This is a genomic window from Proteus vulgaris, from assembly GCF_033708015.1.
In the GTDB taxonomy this organism is placed as follows: Bacteria; Pseudomonadota; Gammaproteobacteria; order Enterobacterales; family Enterobacteriaceae; genus Proteus.
On sequence record NZ_CP137920.1, the window covers coordinates 934,964 to 960,853 of the forward strand.

At 34.7% G+C, this 25,890-nt stretch carries 21 protein-coding genes and 1 pseudogene; 13 read left to right on the plus strand and 9 right to left on the minus strand.

The window, feature by feature from the left end; genetic code table 11:
- Positions 1–294: 294 nt before the first annotated feature.
- From SB028_RS04405 to SB028_RS04450, 10 genes are all read left to right on the plus strand, one after another.
- On the plus strand, positions 295–855 hold the full coding sequence (locus SB028_RS04405; RefSeq protein ID WP_069368450.1) for a fimbrial protein: 561 nt from the start codon (positions 295–297) through the stop codon (positions 853–855).
- An 86-nt stretch (positions 856–941) separates the two neighbouring features.
- Positions 942–1,502 (plus strand): fimbrial protein, encoded by a 561-nt coding sequence (locus tag SB028_RS04410; RefSeq protein WP_318859885.1) that lies wholly within the window; start codon positions 942–944, stop codon positions 1,500–1,502.
- 20 nt (positions 1,503–1,522) lie between these two features.
- Complete coding sequence (locus tag SB028_RS04415; RefSeq protein ID WP_069368448.1) at positions 1,523–4,144, plus strand: outer membrane usher protein; 2,622 nt, start codon at positions 1,523–1,525, stop codon at positions 4,142–4,144.
- 44 nt (positions 4,145–4,188) lie between these two features.
- Positions 4,189–4,947 carry a fimbria/pilus periplasmic chaperone gene (locus tag SB028_RS04420; RefSeq protein ID WP_069368447.1) on the plus strand — a complete coding sequence of 253 codons (759 nt, stop codon included), beginning with the start codon at positions 4,189–4,191 and terminating at the stop codon, positions 4,945–4,947.
- A gap of 11 nt (positions 4,948–4,958) precedes the next feature.
- Complete coding sequence (locus SB028_RS04425) at positions 4,959–5,516, plus strand: fimbrial protein (protein WP_069368446.1); 558 nt, start codon at positions 4,959–4,961, stop codon at positions 5,514–5,516.
- 42 nt (positions 5,517–5,558) lie between these two features.
- On the plus strand, positions 5,559–6,023 hold the full coding sequence (locus SB028_RS04430; RefSeq protein WP_069368728.1) for a fimbrial protein: 465 nt from the start codon (positions 5,559–5,561) through the stop codon (positions 6,021–6,023).
- Between the two features lie 9 nt (positions 6,024–6,032).
- A complete protein-coding gene (locus SB028_RS04435) occupies positions 6,033–6,584 on the plus strand; it encodes a fimbrial protein (protein WP_069368445.1) in 552 nt (183 codons plus the stop codon).
- 20 nt (positions 6,585–6,604) lie between these two features.
- A complete protein-coding gene (locus SB028_RS04440; protein ID WP_069368444.1) occupies positions 6,605–7,459 on the plus strand; it encodes an adhesin in 855 nt (284 codons plus the stop codon).
- 21 nt (positions 7,460–7,480) lie between these two features.
- Positions 7,481–7,798 (plus strand): helix-turn-helix domain-containing protein, encoded by a 318-nt coding sequence (locus SB028_RS04445; RefSeq protein WP_069368443.1) that lies wholly within the window; start codon positions 7,481–7,483, stop codon positions 7,796–7,798.
- 612 nt (positions 7,799–8,410) lie between these two features.
- Positions 8,411–9,985, plus strand: coding sequence for an AbgT family transporter (locus SB028_RS04450; protein ID WP_069368442.1), 1,575 nt, complete (start codon positions 8,411–8,413; stop codon positions 9,983–9,985).
- Positions 9,986–10,045: 60 nt separating this feature from the next.
- Here SB028_RS04450 and SB028_RS04455 read toward each other — a convergent pair whose 3' ends face one another.
- Both SB028_RS04455 and SB028_RS04460 read right to left on the minus strand, forming a co-directional pair.
- Positions 10,046–10,270, minus strand: coding sequence for a hypothetical protein (locus SB028_RS04455; protein ID WP_286138894.1), 225 nt, complete (start codon positions 10,268–10,270; stop codon positions 10,046–10,048).
- A 74-nt stretch (positions 10,271–10,344) separates the two neighbouring features.
- The gene (locus tag SB028_RS04460) at positions 10,345–11,514 is read right to left on the minus strand and encodes an RNA-guided endonuclease TnpB family protein (RefSeq protein ID WP_318860132.1); all 1,170 of its coding nucleotides are present in this window, start codon (positions 11,512–11,514) and stop codon (positions 10,345–10,347) included.
- Positions 11,515–11,570: 56 nt separating this feature from the next.
- Between SB028_RS04460 and tnpA the strand changes: the two genes are divergently transcribed.
- Positions 11,571–11,996 (plus strand): IS200/IS605 family transposase, encoded by a 426-nt coding sequence (gene tnpA / locus SB028_RS04465; protein ID WP_318859888.1) that lies wholly within the window; start codon positions 11,571–11,573, stop codon positions 11,994–11,996.
- 73 nt (positions 11,997–12,069) lie between these two features.
- Here the strand turns inward: tnpA and SB028_RS04470 are convergent.
- Positions 12,070–12,165 (minus strand): annotated as a pseudogene (locus SB028_RS04470) (DnaJ family domain-containing protein); the annotation flags it as partial.
- A gap of 129 nt (positions 12,166–12,294) precedes the next feature.
- On the opposite strand from SB028_RS04470, the gene SB028_RS04475 reads away from it, so the two are divergent.
- Together SB028_RS04475 and arnT are read left to right on the plus strand one after the other, a co-directional pair.
- Positions 12,295–12,633, plus strand: a complete 339-nt coding sequence (locus tag SB028_RS04475; protein ID WP_069367032.1) for a carboxymuconolactone decarboxylase family protein — start codon at positions 12,295–12,297, stop codon at positions 12,631–12,633.
- Positions 12,634–12,980: 347 nt separating this feature from the next.
- On the plus strand, positions 12,981–14,627 hold the full coding sequence (gene arnT / locus SB028_RS04480; RefSeq protein ID WP_069367033.1) for a lipid IV(A) 4-amino-4-deoxy-L-arabinosyltransferase: 1,647 nt from the start codon (positions 12,981–12,983) through the stop codon (positions 14,625–14,627).
- A 490-nt stretch (positions 14,628–15,117) separates the two neighbouring features.
- Here arnT and SB028_RS04485 read toward each other — a convergent pair whose 3' ends face one another.
- The 6 genes from SB028_RS04485 to SB028_RS04510 all read right to left on the minus strand — a co-directional run bounded on the left by SB028_RS04485 (position 15,118) and on the right by SB028_RS04510 (position 25,681).
- Complete coding sequence (locus SB028_RS04485) at positions 15,118–16,470, minus strand: TolC family outer membrane protein (RefSeq protein ID WP_069367034.1); 1,353 nt, start codon at positions 16,468–16,470, stop codon at positions 15,118–15,120.
- Positions 16,470–17,795: an HlyD family type I secretion periplasmic adaptor subunit gene (locus tag SB028_RS04490; RefSeq protein ID WP_069367035.1), complete on the minus strand. Its 1,326-nt coding sequence runs from the start codon at positions 17,793–17,795 to the stop codon at positions 16,470–16,472. The genes SB028_RS04485 and SB028_RS04490 overlap by 1 nt, the downstream gene beginning before the upstream one ends.
- A gap of 16 nt (positions 17,796–17,811) precedes the next feature.
- A complete protein-coding gene (locus tag SB028_RS04495) occupies positions 17,812–19,545 on the minus strand; it encodes a type I secretion system permease/ATPase (RefSeq protein ID WP_069367036.1) in 1,734 nt (577 codons plus the stop codon).
- 162 nt (positions 19,546–19,707) lie between these two features.
- Positions 19,708–21,135, minus strand: a complete 1,428-nt coding sequence (locus SB028_RS04500; RefSeq protein WP_069367037.1) for a serralysin family metalloprotease — start codon at positions 21,133–21,135, stop codon at positions 19,708–19,710.
- A 324-nt stretch (positions 21,136–21,459) separates the two neighbouring features.
- Positions 21,460–23,073, minus strand: a complete 1,614-nt coding sequence (locus SB028_RS04505) for a M10 family metallopeptidase C-terminal domain-containing protein (protein ID WP_069367038.1) — start codon at positions 23,071–23,073, stop codon at positions 21,460–21,462.
- A gap of 811 nt (positions 23,074–23,884) precedes the next feature.
- Positions 23,885–25,681 (minus strand): M10 family metallopeptidase C-terminal domain-containing protein, encoded by a 1,797-nt coding sequence (locus SB028_RS04510; RefSeq protein WP_318859889.1) that lies wholly within the window; start codon positions 25,679–25,681, stop codon positions 23,885–23,887.
- Positions 25,682–25,890: the final 209 nt, after the last annotated feature.

Sequence of the window (25,890 nt, forward strand, 5' to 3'; positions counted from 1 at the left end):
AATATTTTGTATGAAAATGTAAAAAATACACCTAATATCAGTAAATTAATAAAAATAGACTTAATTAAATTTGAGTGGTTTGACTTAAATAAAACCCGAGAGAATAATATATCCAACTTGATACATTCCCTTTATCTAATTTCATTATTTAATATGAGATTAATTAGGTGCAATTTATCAAAATATAGAAACTTTATTTAGTATGTCATTCATTTAAGCAAATTTCTTATTTTGCTTATATTGAATTTTATTATTTTAAATATCTTCGTTCTTATATTTTCAGGAAACATAAAGATGAAATTAAATAAATTAGGTTTAGTTTTAGGTTTAGGCTTAGCTGTTGCTGCGGGTTCTGCATTTGCTGCAGATGATGGTACTACTGCTCCGACCGCAAATAAGGATCAAGGTCATGGTACTGTAGAATTTTGGGGTTCAATTATCGATGCTCCATGTTCAATCGATCCTAACTCAGGTGACCAACGTGTTCCACTAGGACAAGTTTCAGCAAATGCTCTGAAAGAGGGTGGCCGTAGCGTATCTAATACTTTCAAAATTAAATTACTGCAATGCTCTACTGAAACTTATAAAACAGTTCAAACTACCTTCACGGGTGCTGAAGCAGCCGATATTCTGCCAGGCTCTTTAGGTATCGAAGGTTTAGCGCAAAATGCAGCAGTTGTTATTACTGATGCAGGTGGTACACAAATTAAATTAGGTGAACCAACAAAAGCTCAAACTATTCGTGATGGTTCAAATGATCTGAACTTTGCTGCTTACTTAAAAGGTTCTCCTGATAAAGCCGCTGTACCGGGTGACTTTACTGCGATCGCAACTTTCGCATTAACTTACCAATAATAAATGTGCTTTTAAGCCCTGTATAAGGATGTATAGGGCTTTATTTTGAGCTTTATTTTATGGTTTATCTTATGGAGTAGAAAACAATGAATCGCAAAATGGTGTCACTATTATTACTTGTTGCAACAGGATTGTTAGTTAAACCTGTAATGGCAGTGACTGATATAAAACAAGATGTAAAATCACATCAGCGATTCGGCGTGGTTAGTTTACAAGGTTCTATATTAGAACCAACATGTACTATCTCGGCGGGAAGTCGAGAGCAAGTGATCTCTTTAAATACCGTATCTATTCCAACCTTAGCAGTCGAAGGCCAAGGACCTATTGAATATTTCTCTATTCGATTAACAGAATGTTCTCTTGTTGACCAAAAAGGTACACAAGCTGAACGTCCTCGTTTTACTGCTACTTTTGAAGGACTCGCACAGAACGGATTATTCCAACTTTTCGGCGATGCGAAAGGTGCTTCGTTAGCTATTGCTGACCGTTACGGAAGATCGGCAATACCAGGGAAACCTTTACCTCCTGTGGATATTGATACTAAGTCGTTGTCTTTGTTGTATCAAGCAAGACTAGTTAAAAATAACGATATCCCACGAGCCGGTAATTATCAGGCAACCCTGCGTTTTAAACTTGAATACTATTAAATGGATTGGTTGGATAATTTATGGCTAAATCATTCAAAACTGCATCAAGAAATGCAGAGATAAAGAGTAATAAGCATACAATTCGACCTGTCGCAGCTCTGATCTATTTAATTATTGCTGGTATGGCGAGCGCCCCTAGTATGGCATTTGCAGCTGGTGATATCGAGTTTAACTCTGATATTCTTGATCTAAAAGATAAGCAAAATATTGATTTATCTGACTTCTCTCGCGCTGGTTATATTATGCCAGGTAAGTATGAATTTATTGTTAAAGTGAACAATAATGAATTACCTGACCTCTATACCATCAATTATGTAGTCCCTGAGAATGATCCTAAAGCGAGTGTTCCTTGTATTCCTCGCGAATTAGTCAATCAATTTACGTTGAAACCAGAGTGGCTTAAAGCAGTAACTTGGAAAGATGGCGGTGCTTGCCTTGATGAGTCATCGATACCCGGCATGACAACAAGTACTCATTTAGGTGCAGGTAGTTTTATTGTGACTATTCCTCAAGCCTATGTTGAGTATGCAACTGAAGATTGGGATCCACCTTCTCGTTGGGATGAAGGTATTTCAGGACTTATTTTTGACTATAACTTGAATGCTAATGTGACCGATCCCGCTAATGGTAAACAAAGACAACAAGTTACGGGCAGTGGTACTGCGGGAGCTAACTTAGGTGTTTGGCGTTTTCGTGCTGATTGGCAAGCAAGCTATCAGCACACAACTGGCGTGAATGGTAGCACTGAAAATGATTGGGATTGGAGTCAATATTATCTTTATAGAGCAATAACCCAGTTGGGGGCTCGCCTTATTATGGGTGAGACTTATTCACGTTCTGATATTTTTGATAACTTCCGTTTTACGGGGATCAGTTTATTAACGGATGATCAGATGTTGCCTCCTAATTTGAGAGGTTATGCGCCTGAAGTAACTGGTGTTGCAAAATCGAACGCCAAAGTGACGATTAGTCAGCAAGGTCGCGTGATCTACGAAACACAGGTCGCACCAGGTCCATTCCGTATTCAAAATCTTAATGATGCCGTCAGTGGTAAGTTGGATATTCGTGTTGAAGAGCAAGATGGTTCAGTACAAGAATACCAAATGGATACGGCAAGTATCCCTTACTTAACACGCCCGGGTAGAGTGCAATATAAATTATCAGCCGGTAAACCTTCTGATATAGACCATAAAACGGAAGGGCCAGTTTTTGCAATGGGTGAGTTTTCATGGGGGGTCTCAAATGGTTGGTCACTCTATGGGGGATCATTAGTTGCGGGAGATTATAATTCTGTCTCTTTAGGTATTGGTCGTGACTTGATGGTATTAGGTGCAATTTCATTTGATGCGACACACTCATGGGCAAAAATTCCTAGTGATAATAAACGCTATCATGGTGGCTCTTATCGAGTGAGTTACTCTAAACGTTTTGAGGCGATTAATGGTCAGGTAACTTTCGCCGGTTACCGTTTCTCAGAACGCGACTTTATGAGTATGGATCAATATTTAGATCGTCGTTATCGAGATAACAACCGCGATAATAATAAAGAGCTTTATACAATTACATTAAGTAAACAATTCCCTGATTTAGGCTTGAGTGCTTATCTCAATTATAACCATCAAACATATTGGAATAAGCCTAATAACGATTACTACAACTTGTCGTTATCTAAGTTTATGGATATTGGCCGCTTTAAAAATATCAATTTCAATGTATCTGCTTACCGCAATAAATTTAATGGCTCGAATGATGATGGTGTTTATCTGAATGTCAGTATGCCTTGGAGTGATAAAGCCACAATTAGCTATAACACAGTGATTAATAAGCATGGTAACTCACATAATGTGAGCTATTTTGATCGCCTCGATGAAAATAATAACTATCGCTTAGGCGCAGGTTTAAGTGGCCGTGGACGCCCATCTGCTGATGCTTATTATACGCATTATGGTGATACCGCGCTGGTAACAGCAAGTGCGAGTCATACTCAAGGTGAAAATACCTCAGCATCACTCTCTTTACAAGGCGGAGCAACGTTAACCGCAAAAGGTGGCGCATTCCACCGTACCGCAATGCCAGGTGCTGCGCGTTTATTAGTCGATACTAATGGTGTGGCTGATGTACCAGTTAGAAGCTTAGGGGCGGTGAGCCATACTAACGCTTTTGGTAAAGCGGTACTTCCAGATATTAATAATTACTATCGAAGTAGTGCAACAATTGATTTAGATAAATTACCTGATGATGTTGATGCAGTGCGTTCAATTCAACAATTAACTTTAACCGAAGGGGCAATAGGTTACCGTGAGTTTGACGTTATTTCAGGGCAAAAAGCGATGGCGATTATTCGCTTGAAAGACGGTAGTTACCCACCATTTGGCGCTAGCATTACCACAGAAAAAGGACGAGAACTGGGGATCGTGAATGATAGCGGTAATGTTTATTTAAGTGGAATAAACTCCGGAGATATTTTAGAGGTACGTTGGAGTGGTAAAAAACAGTGTGAAATACAAGTACCTCAGTTAGACAAAGGTGTCTTTATTTCTTCACTCTTATTAACGTGTGGGAATACACCATCAATCTCTTATTCAGCACAAGAGAGAACCGAATCACCCTCTCAGCCACAATTAGTCAAAACTGAAGGTTGAGAAGGGAAAATTAAACGATTTTATAAACAAAAGAGTAATTAAAGATGATGTTATTAAAGCGCTCATTCATTGTAGCAACCACATTATTGACGGGCATGGTGTTTACTCAACAAGCTATTGCTGCGATTGCATTGGATAGAACTCGTGTCATTTTTAATGGAACGGATAAATCAGTTAGCCTTAATGTCAGTAATCAAAATAAAGATTTACCTTATTTAGCGCAAGGTTGGATGGAAGATGTAAATGGGCAAAAAGTAGAAAGCCCATTAATCGTTCTGCCCCCAATTCAGCGTATTGAACCAGGCGATAAAAGCCAAATAAAAATACAAGCATTACCTGATGTCGCTAAATTACCTCAAGATAGGGAAAGTGTGTTCTATTTTAATTTACGTGAAATTCCACCACGTAGTGATAAACCCAATGTGTTGCAAATAGCATTACAAACGCGAATTAAATTGTTTTATCGCCCAGCTGCGATTTATGCAACACAAACAGATTTAACCAATCCATGGCAGGAAAAAATTACCCTAACGAAAAAAGGGGATACTTATCAGGTTAATAATCCAACGCCTTACTTTGTGACCATTGTCGATGGGTTAACGGGGTTAAAAGGTGAAAGTATTAATGGGTTTACGCCTTTAATGATTGATCCCAAAAGTAGTGCAGATCTTAATTTGAAAGCCTCAACACTTGGTGCCTCACCCGTATTAAGTTATATCAACGATTACGGTGGACGTCCTCGTTTGAAATTTAGCTGTAGTGGTAATGAGTGCAAGGTTGTAGAAACAGCAGTCGGAAATTAATAGGTTTATTTATGGATATGGAACAGCGGTTTAACACAAGCAAAGCAGTGTTGATTTTATTAATGACAACATTTACTGGTGTCCTGAGTTCAACTGCTGTTGCAAATACATCATCAAGTATGTTCACACCTAAAGCGACGACCGTTTCACCGGGTATGGTTCCGGTTAATATCACCGGTTATGTTATCGCTCCACCACCTTGTGTCATTAATAATGGGCAAATGGTTGAGGTTAATTTTGGTGAGGTAATGAGTACCCGAATTGATGGAAGCAACTATAAACAGCCCGTTATCTATAAAGTGGAATGTAAAAAGATGCCGACTAACATGATAAAAATCTCGGTAGTTGGCAACAGTACGGGCTTTGATAGCAATGCGTTAAGAACGAATATCACTGGATTAGGAGTTCATATTCTTTATCAAAATAAAACATTGCGTTTAGGGCAGACGATAAACTTTACTTATCCTAATGCTCCTACTCTTGAAGCTATCCCTGTTCGTGATTATTCAGCAACATTAACGGGTGGTGATTTTAGTGCTACTGCAATGCTTCGCGTGGAATACCAGTAAGGAGTCTGAACGATGTATAGCAAATTGAAAAATGTTTGTTTGATGACTCTACTTGTAACAGCGCCATTATTAGTGAGCGCAGCAGATGAACCTAATATGAAACTATTTGGCACATTATTAATTCCGCCTCCTTGTGTGATTGAAGATAATAACTTAATTGAAGTTTATTTTGGCCATAATGTTGGTATTCATAGAGTTGACGGGATTAATTACACCCAACCCGTGAATTACAGATTAAAGTGCGATCCCAATATTAAAGGCTGGGATTTAGGGCTTTCTATTATTGGTCCTAAAAGCCAGTTTGATGATGCGGGATTACAAACCAATATTACTGATTTAGCTATTCATATGACGCGAAATGGTGAACCTTTTATCTTAAATGAGCGTTTTATTATCTCACCGGATAAGCCACCTATTATTCAAGCTGTTCCTGTAAAAAAACCGGGTAGTACCTTAGTAAAAGGCCCATTTGAAGTAACAGCAACGTTACTTGCAGAATATCAATAGGAGTGTGAAATGAAGCTTAAAACATTACCGCTTCCTATTATTTGCGGGCTTACGCTTCTAATAGGAATATTTACTGTTGCAGAAGCAGCACCGAATAATATGCGACTTTATGGCACATTGGTTGATGAACCTTGTGTGATTAAACCAGGAGATGAAACCATTTCACTTGAATTCGGTAATGTGCCTGATAAAACATTTTATATTGGTGCGGGCAGAACAAATAGCCAAAACTTTCAAATTCATTTATCAGAGTGTGATCTTTCGATTAATAAAAAAGTGAGAGTGACATTTAGTGGTACTGAAAATCAGGCAATGGTTGGACAAGGTTTTCTTGCTTTAAGTGCAGGAAGCCAAGCAGAAGGTATTGCTATTGGATTAGAAAATTCAGATGGTACACCACTACGGATTAATCAAGAAAGCAATAATATTGCCTTAAATTCAGGGGATTCGATTTTAAGGTTTCGAGCCTTTATACAAGCAGAACCTAATGCTATTGCCAATGAATCAATAAAACGAGGCCGTTTTAGTGCAATAGCCACATTTCATCTGAATTATGATTAATCCTTACGATTGAGGTTAATATGTCTACCCCAAAACGATTATCAGCATTATTTATATTTAGTGTGATGATGTTATTTTCAACATCATCAATGGCTGCAATTTTTTCTTATATCACAGAATCTAAGCTTGTCGGCTCAAAAGGTGCTGACTATACCTTTATTATTCAACGTTGGGATCCTGAGCCGCCTGGTACATTAAATCCGTGTTATGGATGGAAAAGATGTTATATCACGATTAACCACCGGCATGACGTTGATGGTTCAGGAGGGACAGTAACAAAAAGGATATTAAGTAACGCACAAAAGTATCGCACGATGGAAGAATTACGCCAAGCCGTTTTGGCTAAATTAGCGTTACCTTATGGACCTAAAAAAGCCATACACAGAGATGTTGATCCTTCTCTTCTTCAAGAGTGTGTGGGGCTATTTTACCAAGAAGAGTCAAGTGGTGTTGCTAAAAGTGGTCGTTTATTACCCGGTTCTTCTTGTGGTATAGCACCTCCTCCTGTGGGAGCTTGTCAAATTATTGATGGCTCTGTGAATTTAGACTACGGCGAAATTAATGAGAACGAATTAAATAATGCACGCCGTTCAAAAAATATCTATATCACATGCAATAAAGATATGAGTGTAAAAGTGATTGCGACAGGTATGGTAAGTGATCGTATTCCTTTACGTTCAGATAATAGCTTATATGCAAACTTATATTTAGGAACCCTTAATGGGGGGGAATATCCAGGGGAAGACGGCGCAATTGTTTTTGTTCCCAAAGGTAGAGCAACATCAGTATCAGTCAGTTCTGTATTGCGTACAAATGGTCGTGTCGAGGCTGGATTCTTCTCTGGTTCTGGTGCACTTATTTTAACATTACCATAGCAGGTTATATAAGGTTGGAGTATGTTGGATTATGATCTTATAAGCATCAATGTGAATGAGCTAGTTGGCAAAAGAATACAGAAAAAACGCAAAGAGCTGGGTTATACCGGCAGACACATTGCTGATAAATTGGGAATTAGCCAGCAACAGTTTTCACGTTATGAACGCGGGTTAAATAAAATAGACTTGAGTTACCTTGTGATATTGTCGGTCTATTTAAAAACCCCCATTTACTGGTTTTTTGAAGATTGTTTTCACGATGAAGAAGAAACTGAAGATAGACACACAAGTCAGAGTATACATTTTATGGCGGAATCTACGCCAGATATTATCTTCTAATCAACAAATATTTTCTCATTAAGGGGTAAATAAAGAGGGGAGGGGCATTTTTACCCTCTTTTTATTTTCAAATATCAATAGCATTGTCTTTTAGCTATTTATTTTACAGTTTCTATTTATCTTTTCTCAGATCATCAATTCTTTATTCTATGCCGAGTAATACGTCCAATATCTACTGTAAAATTACTCATTCATGTTACAAATAATCTAATTTTTTAACCTATCCTGACCGTTTATTCGTCGTTTTTTTCCCTTTCATAGTAATTACGACCGTTACTATCAGGTTTATCTGAGTGTTTAATCGTTTCTGACGATTAATTGAAGGTGTTTTTAGCTGAAAAAGGTTAATAAATAATCACTATAATGTTAAAAAATGTTACCTTATGCACATTTTTTAATTTTAGATATTATAAATTAATTTTAATGTAAGTTATTTGTAAGTGTATTGTTTGTTTTTATTTTATTGTTTTTTAAGGTAAAAAATATTTTATTTAACCACTTTATTCTGATGTTTATCTTAAATAAAGCATTTATAAATAGGATTAACAGATAGTCATAATAAAAAGGGTTGTGTACTGTGCATTTTCTGTTTTTTTATAAAAAGGATAAATGATGCAAACAAAAAAACAGGGAGGCAGTCGCTTTCTACGCACAGTGGAATGGCTAGGAAATGCGCTACCCCATCCCGTTATTTTATTTATTATTTTAATTGCTATTTTACTTGTCTCTTCGGCAGTTGGTGAATACTTCGGTGTTACTGTACAAGATCCACGACCAGAAGGCGCTAAAGGGCGTGCAGAAGATGGCTATATCCATATTATTAGTTTGTTAGATGCGGAAGGTATTCGCCGTATATTAGCCAATATCGTCACAAACTTTACTGGGTTCGCGCCTTTAGGTACGGTATTGGTGGCGTTATTAGGTGTTGGTATTGCTGAACGTGCGGGTTTATTATCTGCGGTTATGCGTTTAGTGGTAATGAAAGCACCTCGCAAAATGACGACATTGGCGATTGTCTTTGCGGGGATTATGTCAAATACCGCGGCTGAATTAGGTTATGTGGTATTGATACCATTATCAGCGATTATCTTTCATTCGTTAGGTCGGCATCCTCTTGCGGGTTTAGCGGCTGCATTTGCAGGGGTTTCTGGCGGTTATTCTGCTAACTTACTCTTGGGGACGATAGATCCGTTATTATCGGGTATTACGCAGCAAGCAGCGCGCATTATAGATCCTACTTATATCGTTGGTGCTGAAGCAAACTGGTACTTTATGTTTGTCAGTACATTCCTTATTACTTTCTTAGGTTACTTCATTACAGAAAAAATCGTAGAGCCTCAACTAGGGCCTTATAACGGTAACGAACTTGATGATGAAGAAAATGATTTAAAGAATGCTGCTGAAGTTACGCCATTAGAAAAGAAAGCATTATGGGCTGCAACAGGAACTTTTGTTGTGATGGGCGTGATATTGGCGCTAACGGTTGTTCCTGAAAATGGCATATTGAGAAACCAAGAAACTGGGCTAATTGGTAATTCTCCTTTCTTAAAATCTATTGTTGTCTTTATTTTCTTATTCTTTGCTATTCCAGGGATTGTTTATGGATGGATTGCTAAGACAATGCGTACCGATAAAGATATCGTTGATGCCATGGCGAATTCGATGAGCACACTAGGGCTCTATTTAGTGATTATTTTCTTTGCCGCTCAGTTTGTTGCATTCTTTGGTTGGACAAATATCGGTCAGGTTATTGCTGTTAAAGGTGCTGCACTACTTAATAGCATTGATATGCCAAGTGGATTACTGTTCTTAGGCTTTATTTTAATCTGTGCTTTTATTAACTTAATGATTGGCTCAGCATCAGCACAATGGGCGGTTACAGCACCTATCTTTGTACCGATGTTAATGCTTGCGGGTTATGCGCCAGAGACAATCCAAGCAGCATATCGAATAGGAGATTCTGTTACTAATATCATTACACCAATGATGAGTTATTTTGGTTTGATATTAGCAGTCGCAACCAAATATAAGAAAGACACAGGGATTGGTACCATGATCTCTATGATGTTGCCATATTCCGTTATTTTCTTAATTGGTTGGTCATTATTATTCTACTTGTGGGTATTTGTATTCAACTTACCAGTGGGACCAGGTTCACCAACGTATTATTCTCCAACAGCAGGTTAATTTCTGCGATGAAAGAAGCTTATACAGGGATGTATAGGCTTTTTCTGTTTTGATATTTCATTATTTTTGTTCGGTTTCTTTTTTGTGATTTGCCAATTTCTCTGTCAGTTGTGTGCCATAGTCCGCATGTAAAAATTGGGTATCTAAACCAGCCTGTTGTAATTTCAACTCAAGTAATGCCAAGCGCTTTTGCAGTGTTCCATCCTCTATTCCTGTTTCATTTAATGTACTTAAGATCTCAGCGAGAGATAAGGCTTCTTTTCTATCTTGCATTTCAGGGGGCAAAAAACCCGCATTCTTTAATAAGTGATAGCTTGCTGTGACTGCTCCCCGCCGTAAATGGCGAGGCTTCCCACTTCTCAGACCGCAACCCTCTGTACGACGGATTTACGCGGGTCTCCATGGGCTGAAACGACGAGTCCCGCCGCTTGTAATTCCAATATGCCCTTGTGTCGGATATTGATTGCCGCATTGATATCTCGGTCATGTTCAACTCCACATTCAGGGCATTGCCAGATACGCTTATGTAGTGGCATTTCTGACATTTTATGACCGCAACAATGACAGGTTTTCGAACTGGCAAACCATTGATCCAGTTTTACCAGATGGACGCCTTTTTCTGCGGCTTTATATTCCAGCTTTGTGATAAAACCATGCCAGCCTGCATCACCGATAGCGCGAGCCAGACAGTGGTTTTTCATCATATTCGCCGATTTCAGTGTCTCTACAATTACCGCTTGGTTTTCGTCAACAATTGCACGAGAGAGTTTGTGTTGAAAATCAGCACGGGCATTGGCTACCCGTTCGTGTACACCTGCAAGCTGTATTCGGGCTTTACGGCGATTAGCACTCCCTTTTTGCTTGCGAGATAAGGCTTTTTGTTTTCGACGTAGGTGACGGCTGGCATTGATAAGGTGGCGCGGATTAGCAATCTTATTGCCGTCTGATTTGATGGCGTAATGACTTAGCCCCACATCAAGCCCCGTGATATTTGATATCAATGTTGGCTTTGCCGGTGCTTCTACCCCGTCATCACAGAGTAGTGACGCATAGTATTTTCCGGTTGCGCTGCGACTCAGTGTGATACTTTTCAGCGCCCCCGTAATTTCACGATGTAAACGCGCTTCAATCGGTGCGATTTTCGGGATTTTTATCGCGCCATCAATGACTTTGATCCCGACACAATGATAGCTAGATTGTCTGCCATGCTTACTTTTAAACGTGGGAAAACGGGCTTTTAGTTTCGGATTAAAAAAGTTGGAGAAAGCCACGTCAAGGTTAATCACCGCCTGCTGCAATGCAATTGAATCATATTCTTTAAGCCACCCATATCTGCGGGATTTTTTCGCCACTGCAAGCAGCGGTTTAAGGTCTTTACGCGGGTTTAAATTTACGCCGTGCCGCTGGTAAGCGTCTTTCTTGATGTGCAGCGCTTTGTTGTACGCAAAACGAACCGCACCGAACTGAGCGTTGAGATATTCAGCCTGTTCTGGTGTAGGGTAGATGCGTACTTTTGTTGCTCTTAACATCATCAGCGCTCATTGATATAATGTTTTTATTTTAACATGTTAGGGAAATATATCAATTGAGTAATCATAATGATTTACTGGCGGAATTCCTCAGAAAGCGGCACAGTGTCAGTAAACTGGTCGTGCATCTGATCTTTACGACAAAGTATCGACGTAAGCTATTTGACGGACAGATGCTCGCTCAACTGCGTGATGCATTTGACTCCGCTGCGGCAAAACTTGAATGCGAAATTATTGAGATGGACGGAGAGCCTGACCATGTGCATCTGCTGGTTGCTTACCCGCCAAAACTGGCGGTCAGTGTGATGGTCAACAATCTGAAATCAGTATCGTCGCGCCTGCTGCGCCAGCAAAACACACATTTACGGACGCAAAGTAAAACGGGACTTTTGTGGTCAAGGTCGTACTTTGTCTGTAGCTCCGGAGGGGCAACGATTGAAACACTCAGAGCCTACGTTCAGAGCCAGTCAACGCTTGATTGATCTTTAAAGCCCTGCGGCCTTTTCGCCTTATATCCCCGCCCGCACTGGGCGAGGGTTTACGGCGTTTTTCGCTAAGCGACTCTGGAACATGACTATTATCATCAAGGATCAATGGTTTTCCTTCACCTTTAAGTGATGAAAGCTCCCCTTTTTGTAATGCTTTTTCAATATAAACCTCTTTTTACAATAACTAACACAATAGAAAAGATCACCTCAGATTAAATTGACTTGCTTAGATTACACCATTTGATATTATATTTTTATATTATATAAAAACATATATTATAAGGGGTTGAATATGAGCAAGTACAAAGAAATAGTAACAGACATTGCAGGTAACATGGGGGCATTGTCTCAAAATATTCCAGAAGTCATGAAAGCTTTTATGAGCACGACAAAAGCGGGTGGTAAAGGCGGTGCTTTAGATGCAAAAACCAAAGAATTGATCGCCATTGCAATTGCTGTCGTAAATCGTTGTGATGGTTGTATTGGATTTCATACAAAAACACTTGTGGAGCTTGGTACAACAGAACAGGAACTTGCTGAAGCATTAGGTGTTGCTATTTATATGGGCGGTGGCCCTGCAGTTATGTATGCATCCAACACGATGGGGGCTTTTAAAGAGTTCAGTAAATAAGATTTTTATCATCATATAATTAAACCAAGTAATCAAAAACCAGAATTAGTTCCTTCTGGTTTTTTTATTTATATGCTTTGTTTAATTTTTGTTTAAGACTATTTTTACTCTCTATTATTAATAAAAAATTAAGGTATCAATATTTTTAATTTCTAACTGTATTTAATTATATTCTATTGATTAATCTTGTAAATATTGGTTTTCAAGTCTCTTTATTTTAGATTTAAAATAAAAAAATACACTAATTAATTATAATTTAACACATAATAATTGAATCTTTTATAGGATAGCTATTCTAAGAGAAGAGTTTGTATAAGGTGATATAGTTTTATTTTAATGGGGAATATATGCGTGTTGACTTTGTAGAAAGATATAAATGGTTTCTACTTTTTATTTTTATATTTTTAACCTATTTTATTCCTCTCGAAACACGGCTACTCTGGCAACCCGATGAGATCCGTTATGCCGAAATTAGCCGAGAAATGCTTTTATCAGGCAATTGGTCTGTACCTTACATGCTGGATATTCGCTATTTTGAAAAGCCAGTATTGGGATATTGGTTAAACAGTATTGCACAATGGTTATTTGGGAGCGGTAATTTTTCTGTTCGTGTCGTCGTTGTGACTTCAACCTTACTTACCGGCTTATTTGTTTATCGTGCTGCTATGCTAGTTTGGCATAAGCGTACTTTAGCGTTTAATGCACTGGTGGTTTTTTTATCCTCATTTCTTGTGTTAGCTATTGGTACCTACAATATTCTTGATCCTATCGTAACAATGTTTGTCACTATTGCGATGTATTACTTTTTAAGTGGATTATCTGCCCAAGATAAAAAGTCAAAAATTAGTGCTTATATTTTAGTCGGTGTTTTCTGTGGATTAGGTTTTTTAACTAAAGGTTTTATTGCTGTTGTATTACCTGCATTAGTATTTTTTGTAACCGCAATTAGTTTATCTCGTTTTAAAGAAGTCCTTTGTTATGCACCAATAGCGCTTATCTCTATGCTTATTATTGCGGGTCCATGGGTGATTTCAGTTGCACTTCAAGCTCCTGATTATTGGCACTACTTCTTTTGGATTGAGCATGTACAACGCTTTGTTGAAAAAGGAACGGCAAGATCACAACCTATGTGGTTTTATTTGCCTATTGTTATTTTCGGTATTTTACCTTGGTTAGGGTTCTTATTTGGGGCTCTTAAATCAGCAATTCTCTTGAAAAAGGGAACTCTTTATTTCTCGTTTTGGTTATTCCTATTTTTTGCTTTCTTTTCTGCCTCCAGCGGTAAGTTATTAACCTATATGTTACCTTGTTTTGTGCCACTTTCTATTTTGATTGCTCATTATATGGAAGAGCTAAAAAACAAACAAAATGAAAAAACTCATAATATTAATGCGATTATCAATACGGTTTTTGGGCTTGTAGGTATCTCTATTATTGTTTACTCGCTTTTTTCTACACGATTTATGTTATATGAAACAACGGAAAAATATAAAGCATTGCTGGGTATTATGGGGTTCTTATGTTGGAGTGTGATGGGGATCGCGTCATTTTTTAAACCCACTCGTTTACTGACTTTATTTTGTTCGATAGGGTTAAGTCTAGTAATTGGGTATGCTATTCCTCATAAAGTAGAAAGTAGAAACACCCCAGAAAAGGTAATTAACCACTATTATAGTGAGCTTGCAGATAAACCTTATATTTTAACAGATGAAGTCGGGATCGGAACATCTTTAGCATGGAGTTTAAAACGCACTGATATTCGTTTAACAGAGACGAAAGGGGAGCTTGCTTATGGTTTGGCATATCCTGATGTGCAAAATAAATATTATGATCTTAAGCAGTTAGTTAACTTAATTGAAGAGAATAATTATCAAGGGATTGCGATTGTTTTAGTCCGACCAGAGCGAAAAGAAATATTATCTATTATCAGTCAATTAAAGAGAAAACCTATTGTTGAAAAACAGGGTGACTTAACATTTGTTTTCTTTAATTAAATGATTTTAAAGTCTATTTTTTAAAAGACTGTTATAAAAATAAAATAAATTTAACTCCAGCTTTAAAATGACATGGATTTGATTTTTTGTGTTGTTTTTATGTGATCAAAGCCTAAAAATGGATTTTGTTGAGAAATATATTTTGCTCTTTTTAGTTTTAATGGTAGGTTTAAAATGTGTCCATTAAATCGGAGTTAGCTAAGCACTATATGACAAGTCACTTTACTTTATCAGAACCCCCGCCCAAACTAAATGTACTTATGAATGGGGGTAATTTATGCTGATTTTCCTAACAGAATGTTTTATTGGTCTAGCATCAATTGCTCTTACTCACCGTGTATTAACGTTGTACGGTACTAAAAAGAAGTGATGATACCCGCTAGCTAAAATAAGCAATCAACTATTGCTTATAATTAAAAGCCCTAAATCTATTTATGATCTAGGGCTTTTATAATTATGTAGATATATCTTATAAAAAGATTTAGCTGTTTTATTGAAAATAACCTTCAATTAATTTTATTTTTTCAATATCTAATGTATTAGTATATTGATGTAATAATGTCCAAGCCTGAATATAATCATATTTAGCTTTCACTAAATCTTGTTGAGCACGGTATAATAATTCTTCAGCATTAAGAACATCGACCATTGTTCTCTGCCCACCAATATAGCTTTTTTGAGTCGCATCTAATTGCAATTTAGCAGAGGAAACGGATTGCTCATAGGCATTCAATTTAATATGACTCGTTGTACATATTTGGTATTGATGACGTAATTCTTGCGTGATTTGCTGGATAATTGCATCTCTTTCAAAAGCACTCATTTGATACAATGCAGTAGACTGACGCATTGACGCTGTTGTTTTTCCACCATTAAATAAAGGTAAGCTGACATAAACGCCAACGTTCGCTGATTGATATTTTTGATTTACGGTATTATTGCTATCGGAATCACTATTAGAATAAGAAGCATAGAGTTGTACCGTTGGGAAAAATTCACCTCTATTTTTTTCCACTTCTTGTTTTGCTATTGCCATTTCATAACGAGCGGTTTGAATATTGAGGTTGTTTTTCATCGCCTCATTTTCCCATGATTCATAATTATTGGGTGTGATAGGTTGTAATATAAAACTATTATTGCTTAATTTTGCTATATGTTCGGCATGAGGTAGTGGTGTACCAATCATTGAACTGAGTTTATTTTTAGCATTATCTAACTCAAGCTGGATATCTGTATATTGAGATTGAGTTAAATATAATCGCGTTTGGATCTCTGAAATATCTGTTTTTGTTCCTTCTCCTAATTCGAATAAACGCTGGCTTGATGTTAGCTGTTGTTTATAAATTTCTTGCTGTGAAAGATTTAATAATAATTTATCCTGTGCATAAGCCAATTCTATATAATTATCCACTAATCTGATTACTAACTCGGAAAATTTCACTTGATAACGGCTGTCAGATAATAATGTTTTGATTACTGATGATTTGTAATCACTAAATGCCGTGTAATCAAAGAGTGGTTGGCTAATAATGGCACTGACAGAATGGCTTTGATAATTTTGATATTCTGTTTTTCTTATTTCTCCTTTATTCGTATTAATCGGATAAACTTTTCGTTGCCAATTTCGAGGATTATTTTGATAGTTGACGTGCACGGTTGGGAGTAATTGAGATAATCCAATATTTTCATACTCTTTACCCGCAACTTGTTCTTTTATTGCAGCATTAAATGTAGGATCATTTTTTACTGCTAAGAAATAAAGATCAGACAAGCTGATCGCAATAGCATGAAAACTTAGCATCCATATAAATAAAATAGCAGAGAGTTTTTTTATTGGCATCATTATTCTTCCGTCAATGAAGTATGGATCCTATCTAAAACAGGTTTAAAGAGATAATTTAGTAATGAACGATCCCCTGTATTAATAAATACATCAACAGGCATTCCAGCTTTTAATTTGTTTTTATTATTGATAAGAACAGAATTATCTTTAACATTAATAAACACTTGATAATAAGGTTCTGTTGTTCTTTCATCAATAAGTCTATCTGCTGAAATTAATGTTACTTCTCCGGGAATTTTTGGGGTTGTATTTTGATTGAATGCACTAAACATTAAATCAACAGGAAGACCAGGGGTAACTTTATCAATAAGATGGGGCGCTAAACGTGCCTCAATAATTAATTGATGATCTTGAGGAACAACTTCCATTAGTGTTTGACCTGTTCTTACAACACCACCTTGAGTAAAAACAGATAAATCCATTACTATTCCTGAAATAGGTGCCGTAATTTGCATCTTTTTTAGTTTATCAATTTCAATGATAAGTTGTTTTTCTGTTTCACTTATTTGTAATTGAACTTGGTTAAGGTCAGTACGTGCCGATTGATAAAAATTAGCATTACGTTGCAATATTTTTTGTTGATATTCCAATTTTTGTTTTTCTAATGTACTTATTTGTCCATATGTATCATTAAGATGGTTATTATTTTCAGCGAGTTCACGCTCAATTTCTTGATAACGATGACGAGGAATATAACCTTCATTAGCAAGCGTGTATAAGTCTTTGATTTGATTTTGCAAACTATTAATTTGGTGTTGTTTATTTAAAGTGGATCTTTTTAAATGAACTAAACGATTAGAAATCCCATCAATAATAGCGTTATAGCCATTTATTTCACTATGCAACTCAATATACTTTTCATTAAGTAATTTATTTTGAAGTAGAGATAGTTTATTTAAATTTTCTGAAGTAGAATAATATTTTTCATTAGGATCTAAGATAAATTCTGTTTTTTCATTTAATTGAGCATATAAGCGTTGTTGAGTAATCAGTAAATTATCATATTGTTCTGATAAGGATTTTACTAAGGCTTTTGATTGGATAGGACTTAATTGAATAAGGGGTTGACCTTCGATTACGCTATCACCATTCTTCACTAAAATATCAGTAATAATACCTTCTACTGAAGCTTGAACACTCTTTTTATTACCTGAAATTGAAACATTTCCTTTCGCAGATACACCTTTATCTAAAGGCGCAAATGCCGCCCAAAAAATAAAAATAGCAAGACCTAAAAAAATAACTGACCATCCTATTATTAAGAATTTTCTAGGATCATCTGAAATACCATGAACAATATCGATTTCATTTTTTTTTGTGATCATAATAATTTTCTCAATATTAAATATTGCTTTGACTAATCGGTGTTGGTGTTGGCGTACTCTTTATTACCGATGAGTTATTTAACTCAGCGATCACTGCTGTTGTAGAGCCAAATAATTTGGTGTGACCCTCGAAAAGAACTAAGAGTTTATTGGTTACTGAGAGTAGTTGTTTTTGATGCGTGATCAATATAACGGTTTTTTTATTCTGCTTAAGTGTCTGAATGGCTTGCATTAAAGCTTTAATGCCTAAATCATCCAAATTAGAATTTGGTTCATCTAAAACGATGAGAGCAGGATCACCATATAATGCACGAGCTAACGCAATACGTTGGCGCTGTCCTCCTGACAATCCTTCACCATGAGCGCCAATAATGGTTTCATAACCATCAGGAAAACGTAAAATCATTTCATGAACATTTGCCATCATTGCTGCTTGAGTGACTTTTTGAGGATCTATTTCAGAAAAGCGAGCAATATTTTCGGCAATTGTACCTGGGAAAAGGGCGATTTCTTGAGGAAGGTACCCAATATATTGACCAACTTCACTTTTATTCCATTGGTATATATCTGCATTATCAAGACGTATAGCACCTGTTTTAACTTCCCATATACCCACAATAAATTTAGCTAAAGAGGATTTACCTGAAGCACTAGGGCCAATAATACCAAGTACATCCCCAGGACTTAGTGAAAAATGAATATTATTTAATAATGTGCGTTCCGTTTGAGGATATTGAGCTTGATTAATATTTACTGTTAATTCGCCTTTAGGAACAGGTAGTGACATTTTTTTATTTTCTTCAGGATACGCTTGTAATAGTGTGGTTAACCTTTTATAAGCTTCTTTACTGCTATCCCAGTTTTTCCATACACCAATAACTTGTTCAATCGGCGCTAGAGCGCGACCTAATAATATTGATCCTGCGATCATCATTCCTGGGCTAATGGTATTATCTATTGCTAGCCATCCGCCTAATCCTAGCATTAAAGATTGTAGCGCCATTCGGGTGACTTTTGTTATTGCATTGACACCTGCTGCATTATCACTTGCATGAGTTTGTGCTTGTAGATATTTAAAGTGAGCTGTTTGCCATTGGTTACGTAAATAACCTAGCATTCCCATTGCTTCAATAGGCTGTGGATGTTCAAAATGATGACCTTGTATTATCTGTGCTTGATTAGCAAACTCATTGGCTTTTTTTAATGATGAACGAGATAAATATTCATTAAGAATTGCTAAAGAAAATAAAATGAGTGCACCACATAATGCAAATAATCCTAACCATGGATTAAATAATGCGATAACAAGAAGGTAAATAGGAAACCAAGGTAAATCAAAAAAAGCAAAAATAGCATGACTTGTAATAAATTGCCTAATCGTCACTAAATCATTAAATGCTAAAGAGGAATTAATACCCGGTATTTTGTTTAATTTTGCTTGATATGCAGAAGTATAAATCCTTGAGTTTAACGATAAATCAAGATTATTGCTCATTCTAATAACAATAATGCTTCTTAAGTATTCTAATCCTCCCATAAAAATAAATAATGCTAACATAATGAGCGTTAGCATTAATAAAGTCATTTCATTACCTGAAGGTAAAACGCGATCATAAACTTGCAACATATAAATGGAAGGCACTAACATTAAAATATTTATTAAGGCTGTAAATATTCCAATAGAAAGAAATACTTTCTTTCTCTCCTTTATAATATTTATTATTTCATTATTTTGTTTACTTGCTGGCATATGTTATTCCTGATTTTATTCCTAGCTGTTTTTACTGCTATTTACTACATTTTTTATCAATATGGAGTGATAACTCTATCTTTTTTTTTAAAAGATAATATAAAAATAACTCCTTATAGGTAAAAAAGTAGGAGAGATATTTCTCTCCTACTTAATAATAAATTAAACGATAAAGTCAGTTTCGTAATTAACAAATCCTACAATGTCAATTTTGAAATCAGGTCTATTTTCATAACCATAAGCATTAATAGCAAGTTCACTTGAGTTTGTTGATTGATCATATTTAAGCGTTGCTTCACCCGAGCGACCTGTAAATTGATCAACAAAGTTAAGGAATTTATGGCTAAAGGTATTTTCGATTAATTCTGATAAGTCAATCTTATCAATACCTGATTTGAAGTCCATTATCTTGTCAGCAGCAGAGGCTAAAGAGTCAGAAATTTCTTTATAAACAAAGGTATTGCTACCCGTATTGCCCCATAATGTATCTTGACCACCGCCACCATACAGTATATCGTTACCGCCACCACCGACGAGAATATTATCAGCATCATTTCCATAGATAATATCATTACCAGAACCACCGATTGCATTTTCTATTGTAACACCTTGTGCAATAGAAACATTTTTCTGTAGTCCGCCAACATCAGAGAAATGACCTTCACGTAAATCAATAACTTGATCTTGATAATATCCTGAGAAGTCGAAAGTATCGTTACCACCGCTATCCCAAACAGAAAATATTAATTTATCGTTACTGCTTGTCGCAGTGTAATAATCAATACCTGTATTTGAATTAAAACCGTAAACATCATCACCTGTTCTGGTCGTTGTATTTGCACCATAAAGGTATTGCATTGCTGAAATATCATGAAGTAGAGGAGCTCCCGCATAAGCACCTTGGAAATGAGCACCCGTTTCATATTCATCCCAATAACTCATAACAGTATATTGGCGACTGTCTTCAGCGTAGTCAGATTTTAAATAACCAGGTACGTTTTCGCCTGCGTTATAATCTCCGGGGTGCATTAAACCAAGCGCATGGCCAATTTCATGAATAATCGTTAAACGACCATAATTACCTAATTCCGGGGTTGTATTGCCTGCATAATAATAATCACTAAACCAAGCTTGACCAGAAACATCACGTCCATAATAATCATAGGTGTTAGGTAAAGTGGCATAAGCTTGGAATTTACCATATGGATCAGTAATATTTCCAAAAGTAATATCTGATTTTACATTTGGTCCTACTTCTGTAAATTTAATATTGGCGATATCGGCCCATGCATCTAAAGATTGTCTTGCATGTTCTTTTTGCGTTGAATTAAATCCATAGGGCTTTTTATCACCAAAATCATTAAACTTTTTACCAGTCCAAGTTGGGAATGAATATGTTACTTCTGCCGCTTGACCAATAACATATTTTCCATTCCATGTAGAATCTTCACGTGCAATATGTTTTCCAGCAGTATCATAATCAAAAGAAGGTAGCGTTTTAGCTGAAAAGTTATAGAAAATTCCACTCTTATCTAATAAATCAGAAACATTAGATAGTCCTACTGCTTTTTTTAATAAAGAAGAACCCATAATATCCTCCGGATATAAAGTTTAGGTTAAGTTTATTTTCATGTTGAAAATATTTTAATTATCTGGCGAACGCCAGCGATAATAAAGATAGCTACTTATTGATATTAATCTAGAGGGCGAAAATATGTTTTTGAATAATTGTGAAGTGAGGTGTGTTTTAAGTCAGAATAATTTTATTAAGCAAATAAAAACTATGTTATTTTTTCGAGATGGATCTTTTTTATTGTTATTATTTTATTTTGTTATTTTATCAAGAAAGATATAACCTAAATTTTAAAATTAATTAATCTAAGTTATATCATAAATTATTTTTTAATTTAAAGATTAGCTGTTAAATATATCATCAAAAGTGAAATTACCCACAAGGTCTATTGTATGAATGGACTTTGTAGATGGTATTTCTTCTGAAATGGAGAGTTGGGTAGTGTTTTCTATATCATGATAATTAATAGAAATAACAACATTCTTATTTTTAATTAATTTATTAATGTTAAAAATACGATGATTATTATCAACAAATAGTAAAAAATCTTCACTTTTATTGAAGTCCATAATTTTATAATGGCTATTATTGTAATTAATACCTAATATAAATAGATCTCTTCCTTTTCCACCACTAAGTTGATTACATCCATTGTCATCCCAAAGAATATCATTTCCATCAGAACCATACAGGATGTCATCACCTTCACCACCATAAAGCCAATCATTGCCTTTCCCTCCTTGAAGTATATCATTGCCATTATTACCATAAATAATGTCGTTTCCTTGATTTCCATAAAGGTGATTATCCACACCGTTACCAATAATAATGTCATCATTGATACCACCAATAGCATTCTCAATGATGGTGCCATATGCGATAGAGAGATTACCTCGTAATCCTCCAATATCAGAAAAAGTGCCTTCATTGAGATCTATTTTTTGTTTTGCGCTATATTTATAAAAATTAAGTGTATCAATACCACCGGCATCCCAAATACAACTGATAATGACATCATTGGGTGAGGTTAAGCTATAGTGCTCTCTTTGCGTATTAGAATCAAAGCCATAGATAGTATCATCCGTTCGAGTTGTTACATTTACACCATAGAATTTTTGAATGACATAGATATCGATTAATAGTGGAGACATAGGAAAAAGTCCATCCAATTCAGCTTCTTCTGTTCTTGGATATCGATATGCCATCACTGAATATTTGAAACTATTCTCTTCAATATCAGGGGTATTATAATCATCCCATTTAAAGAAATGAGGTAAACCTAGAGCATGCCCAGTTTCATGTATATAAGTTTGAGTTTCTTTATTTCCTTTTTGAAAAATAATGGGTTTATTATTTATATGACCATTTTCATTATTGTTTTTATATAAAGTAATATGGGTATCTGTTTCAATATAATAATAATTTATATTGTCTGATTTTTTTTTAAATAAATTAATTTTATTCTTTTGTTCTAATGTTAGATCATTTTTATTGAATCTTTTTATATGTACTGTTTCGGAGATATTTATCCAAACATGTCCTCCACCACTATAATCAGTGACTTTCTCTATTTTTTTATTTGGATCTGTATTGTTTAATGGGAATGTTGCAACACCCGCAACTAAATGAGAATCGTTTTTTGTTATTTCATTTATATTATTATAGACGCCAAATTTAATATTAGTATCGTATATATTATCTTTTTTGGTAAATTTAATGTTGGTAACATCAGACCATTGTTGTAATGTTTTCTCTGCAACTTCTTGTTGATATTTGTTTAATGTTGTAATAGTTTTATATTTATTACCTCGTAAATAGCTCCAGTCAGGAAAACTATATGTTATTTCTGTAAATATATCACCAGTGTTTTTTTTATTCCATCTCTTTAACGGTGCATAACTCTTTATTACAGCAATAATAACACCTACTCCATTTGAATACTCTTGATAAGCCATTTTTTTCCTATTTAAAAATCCATTTTCTTTTCTTTAGTATGCTATATATCAATATTTATTTATCTTTAAAAAAAAAGATAAACTATCATCTTTATAAGATAACAAGTAATTTATGGTAAATTTCAGTGAGTTATTTTATTTAATAGTAAACAAAAAGATAAGTACTAGTATTAATTTATATAAAGGAAATATAAATTAAATAGGTTGCTAGTCTTTTATTTTATTGTTTTAGCAAAATCTTGTTTATATCATCGATAAAAAATGACGATTTTTATTGAGTTATTATGATACGAAAGTAAAGGGGGTGATATTATCATCAACCCGTTTTAACGGAGATCTCTGCGATTATACATTTTTTTGATCATATGAGATTGATGTAAAAAAGGGGGGAGGAGTGTGACTTTCATGGTTGTTTAAATACATTATGCTTTTTAGATACTATAAAATAGTATTATTCATTAAATAATAGTTGCTTAATAGTTACTCATTAATATAAATCTAGAGAGGAAAAGTATATTTTTGAATAATTTTGAATTTAAGCGCGTTTTCAGTTTAGGTAATATAATGATGTAAATAAATCTAATATTTAATTTTTTTCGTTGATTTTATTATTTGTGCTTTAAATAATAAATTTCTTTATACCTTTATACCTTTATACCTTTATACCTTTATACCTTTATACCTTTATACCTTTATACCTTTATAGTGTATCTATATGCTTTATGAGATGTTTCTTTATAACTAAAAATATATAATATATTACTTGATGAATTTTCATCAAGTAATATAAGAAGTAATAGTGGTGTTTTAATTAACAGAATAAATCTTCATATTCATACTTACCAATTAAGTTAATATTTAAATATTGAGGTGTGGAAATTTCCGCTGTGTTTATTTTTAAATTGGTAATATTATTTACATTGTCATAATAAAGATTACCCTCATTGTTATTTAAATGATTAGAATTAACAATGTTGATTTTTTTTGTAATATTACCATCATCTGTTTTTTTATATAAAAATATTTTATCAATGCCAGATTCAAAATCAGTAATTAAATTTGAGGAATCATTATTTTCGATATTAAAACTAAATGTATCATAACCTGTACCGCCAGTTAATTTGTTATTACCCATTCCTGCATCTAAATAATCATTACCTTCACCCCCATAAAGTACATCATCACCTTTACTACTAATTAAAATATCATTGCCTAAGCCGCCATCAAGCATATTATTTCCAGCTGAGTCCCAAAGGTAATCATTTCCTTCTCCACCATATAGGTAATCGTTGCCATCAGAACCTATTAGATAATCATCACCTTGTTCTCCATATAAATAGTCATCACCTTGTTCTCCGTAAAGATAATCATTTCCTTCTCCACCATATAAAAAATCATTACCTCCTTTACCATATAACGTGTCATCACCACACTGACCAGATAGTTTGTTATTAGCATCATTTCCAGAGATAATATCAGATTTACTGCCTCCGATTGCATTTTCAATAACCGTATCATAGGCAATAGAAATATTGGCACGTAATCCTCCTACATCAGAAAAACCGCCTTCACTAAGATCTATTTTTTGGTCAACGGTATATTTTGAAAAATCGAATGTATCTATTCCGCCAGCATCCCAAATACATGCAATAATTTTGTCTTCAGATGTTTTTAATGAATAATAATCTTTTTTTGTATTAGAATTAAAACCATAAATGGTATTGCCAATGTGTGTGGATTTATTCTGCCCATATGTTGCTTGAATAGCGTAAACATCCATTAATTGCGGTGTTAAAGGATGCATCCCTTGATGATCAGCATCGCTAGAGTCTGGAACGTTATACGCCATTATTGAATATTTATAGGTGTTTTCCTCACAATCAATTGATTGTTGTCGAGTAAATGTATGATGTAGACCAAGAGCATGACCTATTTCGTGACTAATTGCTTTCTGAGTGTAGGGTTCTTCTTTTAATACATTTTTACTATCATCAATATGAGCTCGAGCATTATTATTTTTTAATAGAATATAATATTTATCATGTTCTTCAATTGAATATTCAATAATATCTGCTTTAGATTTAAAATAATTTACTTTTATTTGTTGTTCTGGAGTTATTGTCGATTTAGTAATATATTCAATATTCATATCAGACATGTTTATCCAAACTTGTCCACTGAACGTATAATCTTCAACTTTCTCTATTTTGCTTTCTGCTATTTTATACTTTTTTTCTATATTATTTGGATGAAAGGCAAATCCTCTTACGGAATGGCTTCTATAATTTCCAATCTCACTAAGATTATTATACATACCAAATTTCAGGTCTGTATCTTTTTCGTCGCTTACTTCTATGAATTTAATATTGGCAACATCTTCCCACTGCTGGAGCTTTGCTCTAACTAAATCTTTTCCTTTATCATTAAATGTTGTCAATGTTTTATATTTATCACCTCTTAATGCTGACCAATTAGGAAAGCTATAGGTAATTTCAGTATAACCTTTTTCAATATTATAATTTTCCCACTTACCAAGTGTTTCATTTATTTTCATTATATTATAAATACAATTGAAATTAGGTGATATATATTTTAAATATTTATTCATGATTAATTTATCCTCTTTTTTAATCGTTATTAGTTTATCGATAACCCACTAAATGCCTTTCAAAAAAAAGAAATTTTTTTAATTATTTTGAAATTAATTAATCTTGTGAATTTTTATTGGGGTGTAAGGTGATAAAATTGATTATTATAGAATAATGGTGGCGTATACTTTTATGTATTTACATCTAAATTAGATAGCTTATTAAATGA

Coding starts and splice junctions, on each gene's coding strand:
- SB028_RS04440 (WP_069368444.1), top strand. CDS start 6,605: ATGTCTACCCCAAAACGATTATCAGCATTATTTATATTTAGTGTGATG.
- SB028_RS04435 (WP_069368445.1), top strand. CDS start 6,033: ATGAAGCTTAAAACATTACCGCTTCCTATTATTTGCGGGCTTACGCTT.
- SB028_RS04425 (WP_069368446.1), top strand. CDS start 4,959: ATGGATATGGAACAGCGGTTTAACACAAGCAAAGCAGTGTTGATTTTA.
- SB028_RS04445 (WP_069368443.1), top strand. CDS start 7,481: ATGTTGGATTATGATCTTATAAGCATCAATGTGAATGAGCTAGTTGGC.
- SB028_RS04490 (WP_069367035.1), bottom strand. CDS start 17,795: ATGATCACAAAAAAAAATGAAATCGATATTGTTCATGGTATTTCAGAT.
- SB028_RS04475 (WP_069367032.1), top strand. CDS start 12,295: ATGAGCAAGTACAAAGAAATAGTAACAGACATTGCAGGTAACATGGGG.
- SB028_RS04485 (WP_069367034.1), bottom strand. CDS start 16,470: ATGATGCCAATAAAAAAACTCTCTGCTATTTTATTTATATGGATGCTA.
- SB028_RS04495 (WP_069367036.1), bottom strand. CDS start 19,545: ATGCCAGCAAGTAAACAAAATAATGAAATAATAAATATTATAAAGGAG.
- SB028_RS04410 (WP_318859885.1), top strand. CDS start 942: ATGAATCGCAAAATGGTGTCACTATTATTACTTGTTGCAACAGGATTG.
- SB028_RS04420 (WP_069368447.1), top strand. CDS start 4,189: ATGATGTTATTAAAGCGCTCATTCATTGTAGCAACCACATTATTGACG.
- arnT (WP_069367033.1), top strand. CDS start 12,981: ATGCGTGTTGACTTTGTAGAAAGATATAAATGGTTTCTACTTTTTATT.
- SB028_RS04500 (WP_069367037.1), bottom strand. CDS start 21,135: ATGGGTTCTTCTTTATTAAAAAAAGCAGTAGGACTATCTAATGTTTCT.
- SB028_RS04430 (WP_069368728.1), top strand. CDS start 5,559: ATGACTCTACTTGTAACAGCGCCATTATTAGTGAGCGCAGCAGATGAA.
- SB028_RS04450 (WP_069368442.1), top strand. CDS start 8,411: ATGCAAACAAAAAAACAGGGAGGCAGTCGCTTTCTACGCACAGTGGAA.
- SB028_RS04405 (WP_069368450.1), top strand. CDS start 295: ATGAAATTAAATAAATTAGGTTTAGTTTTAGGTTTAGGCTTAGCTGTT.
- SB028_RS04510 (WP_318859889.1), bottom strand. CDS start 25,681: ATGAATAAATATTTAAAATATATATCACCTAATTTCAATTGTATTTAT.
- SB028_RS04460 (WP_318860132.1), bottom strand. CDS start 11,514: ATGTTAAGAGCAACAAAAGTACGCATCTACCCTACACCAGAACAGGCT.
- SB028_RS04505 (WP_069367038.1), bottom strand. CDS start 23,073: ATGGCTTATCAAGAGTATTCAAATGGAGTAGGTGTTATTATTGCTGTA.
- SB028_RS04415 (WP_069368448.1), top strand. CDS start 1,523: ATGGCTAAATCATTCAAAACTGCATCAAGAAATGCAGAGATAAAGAGT.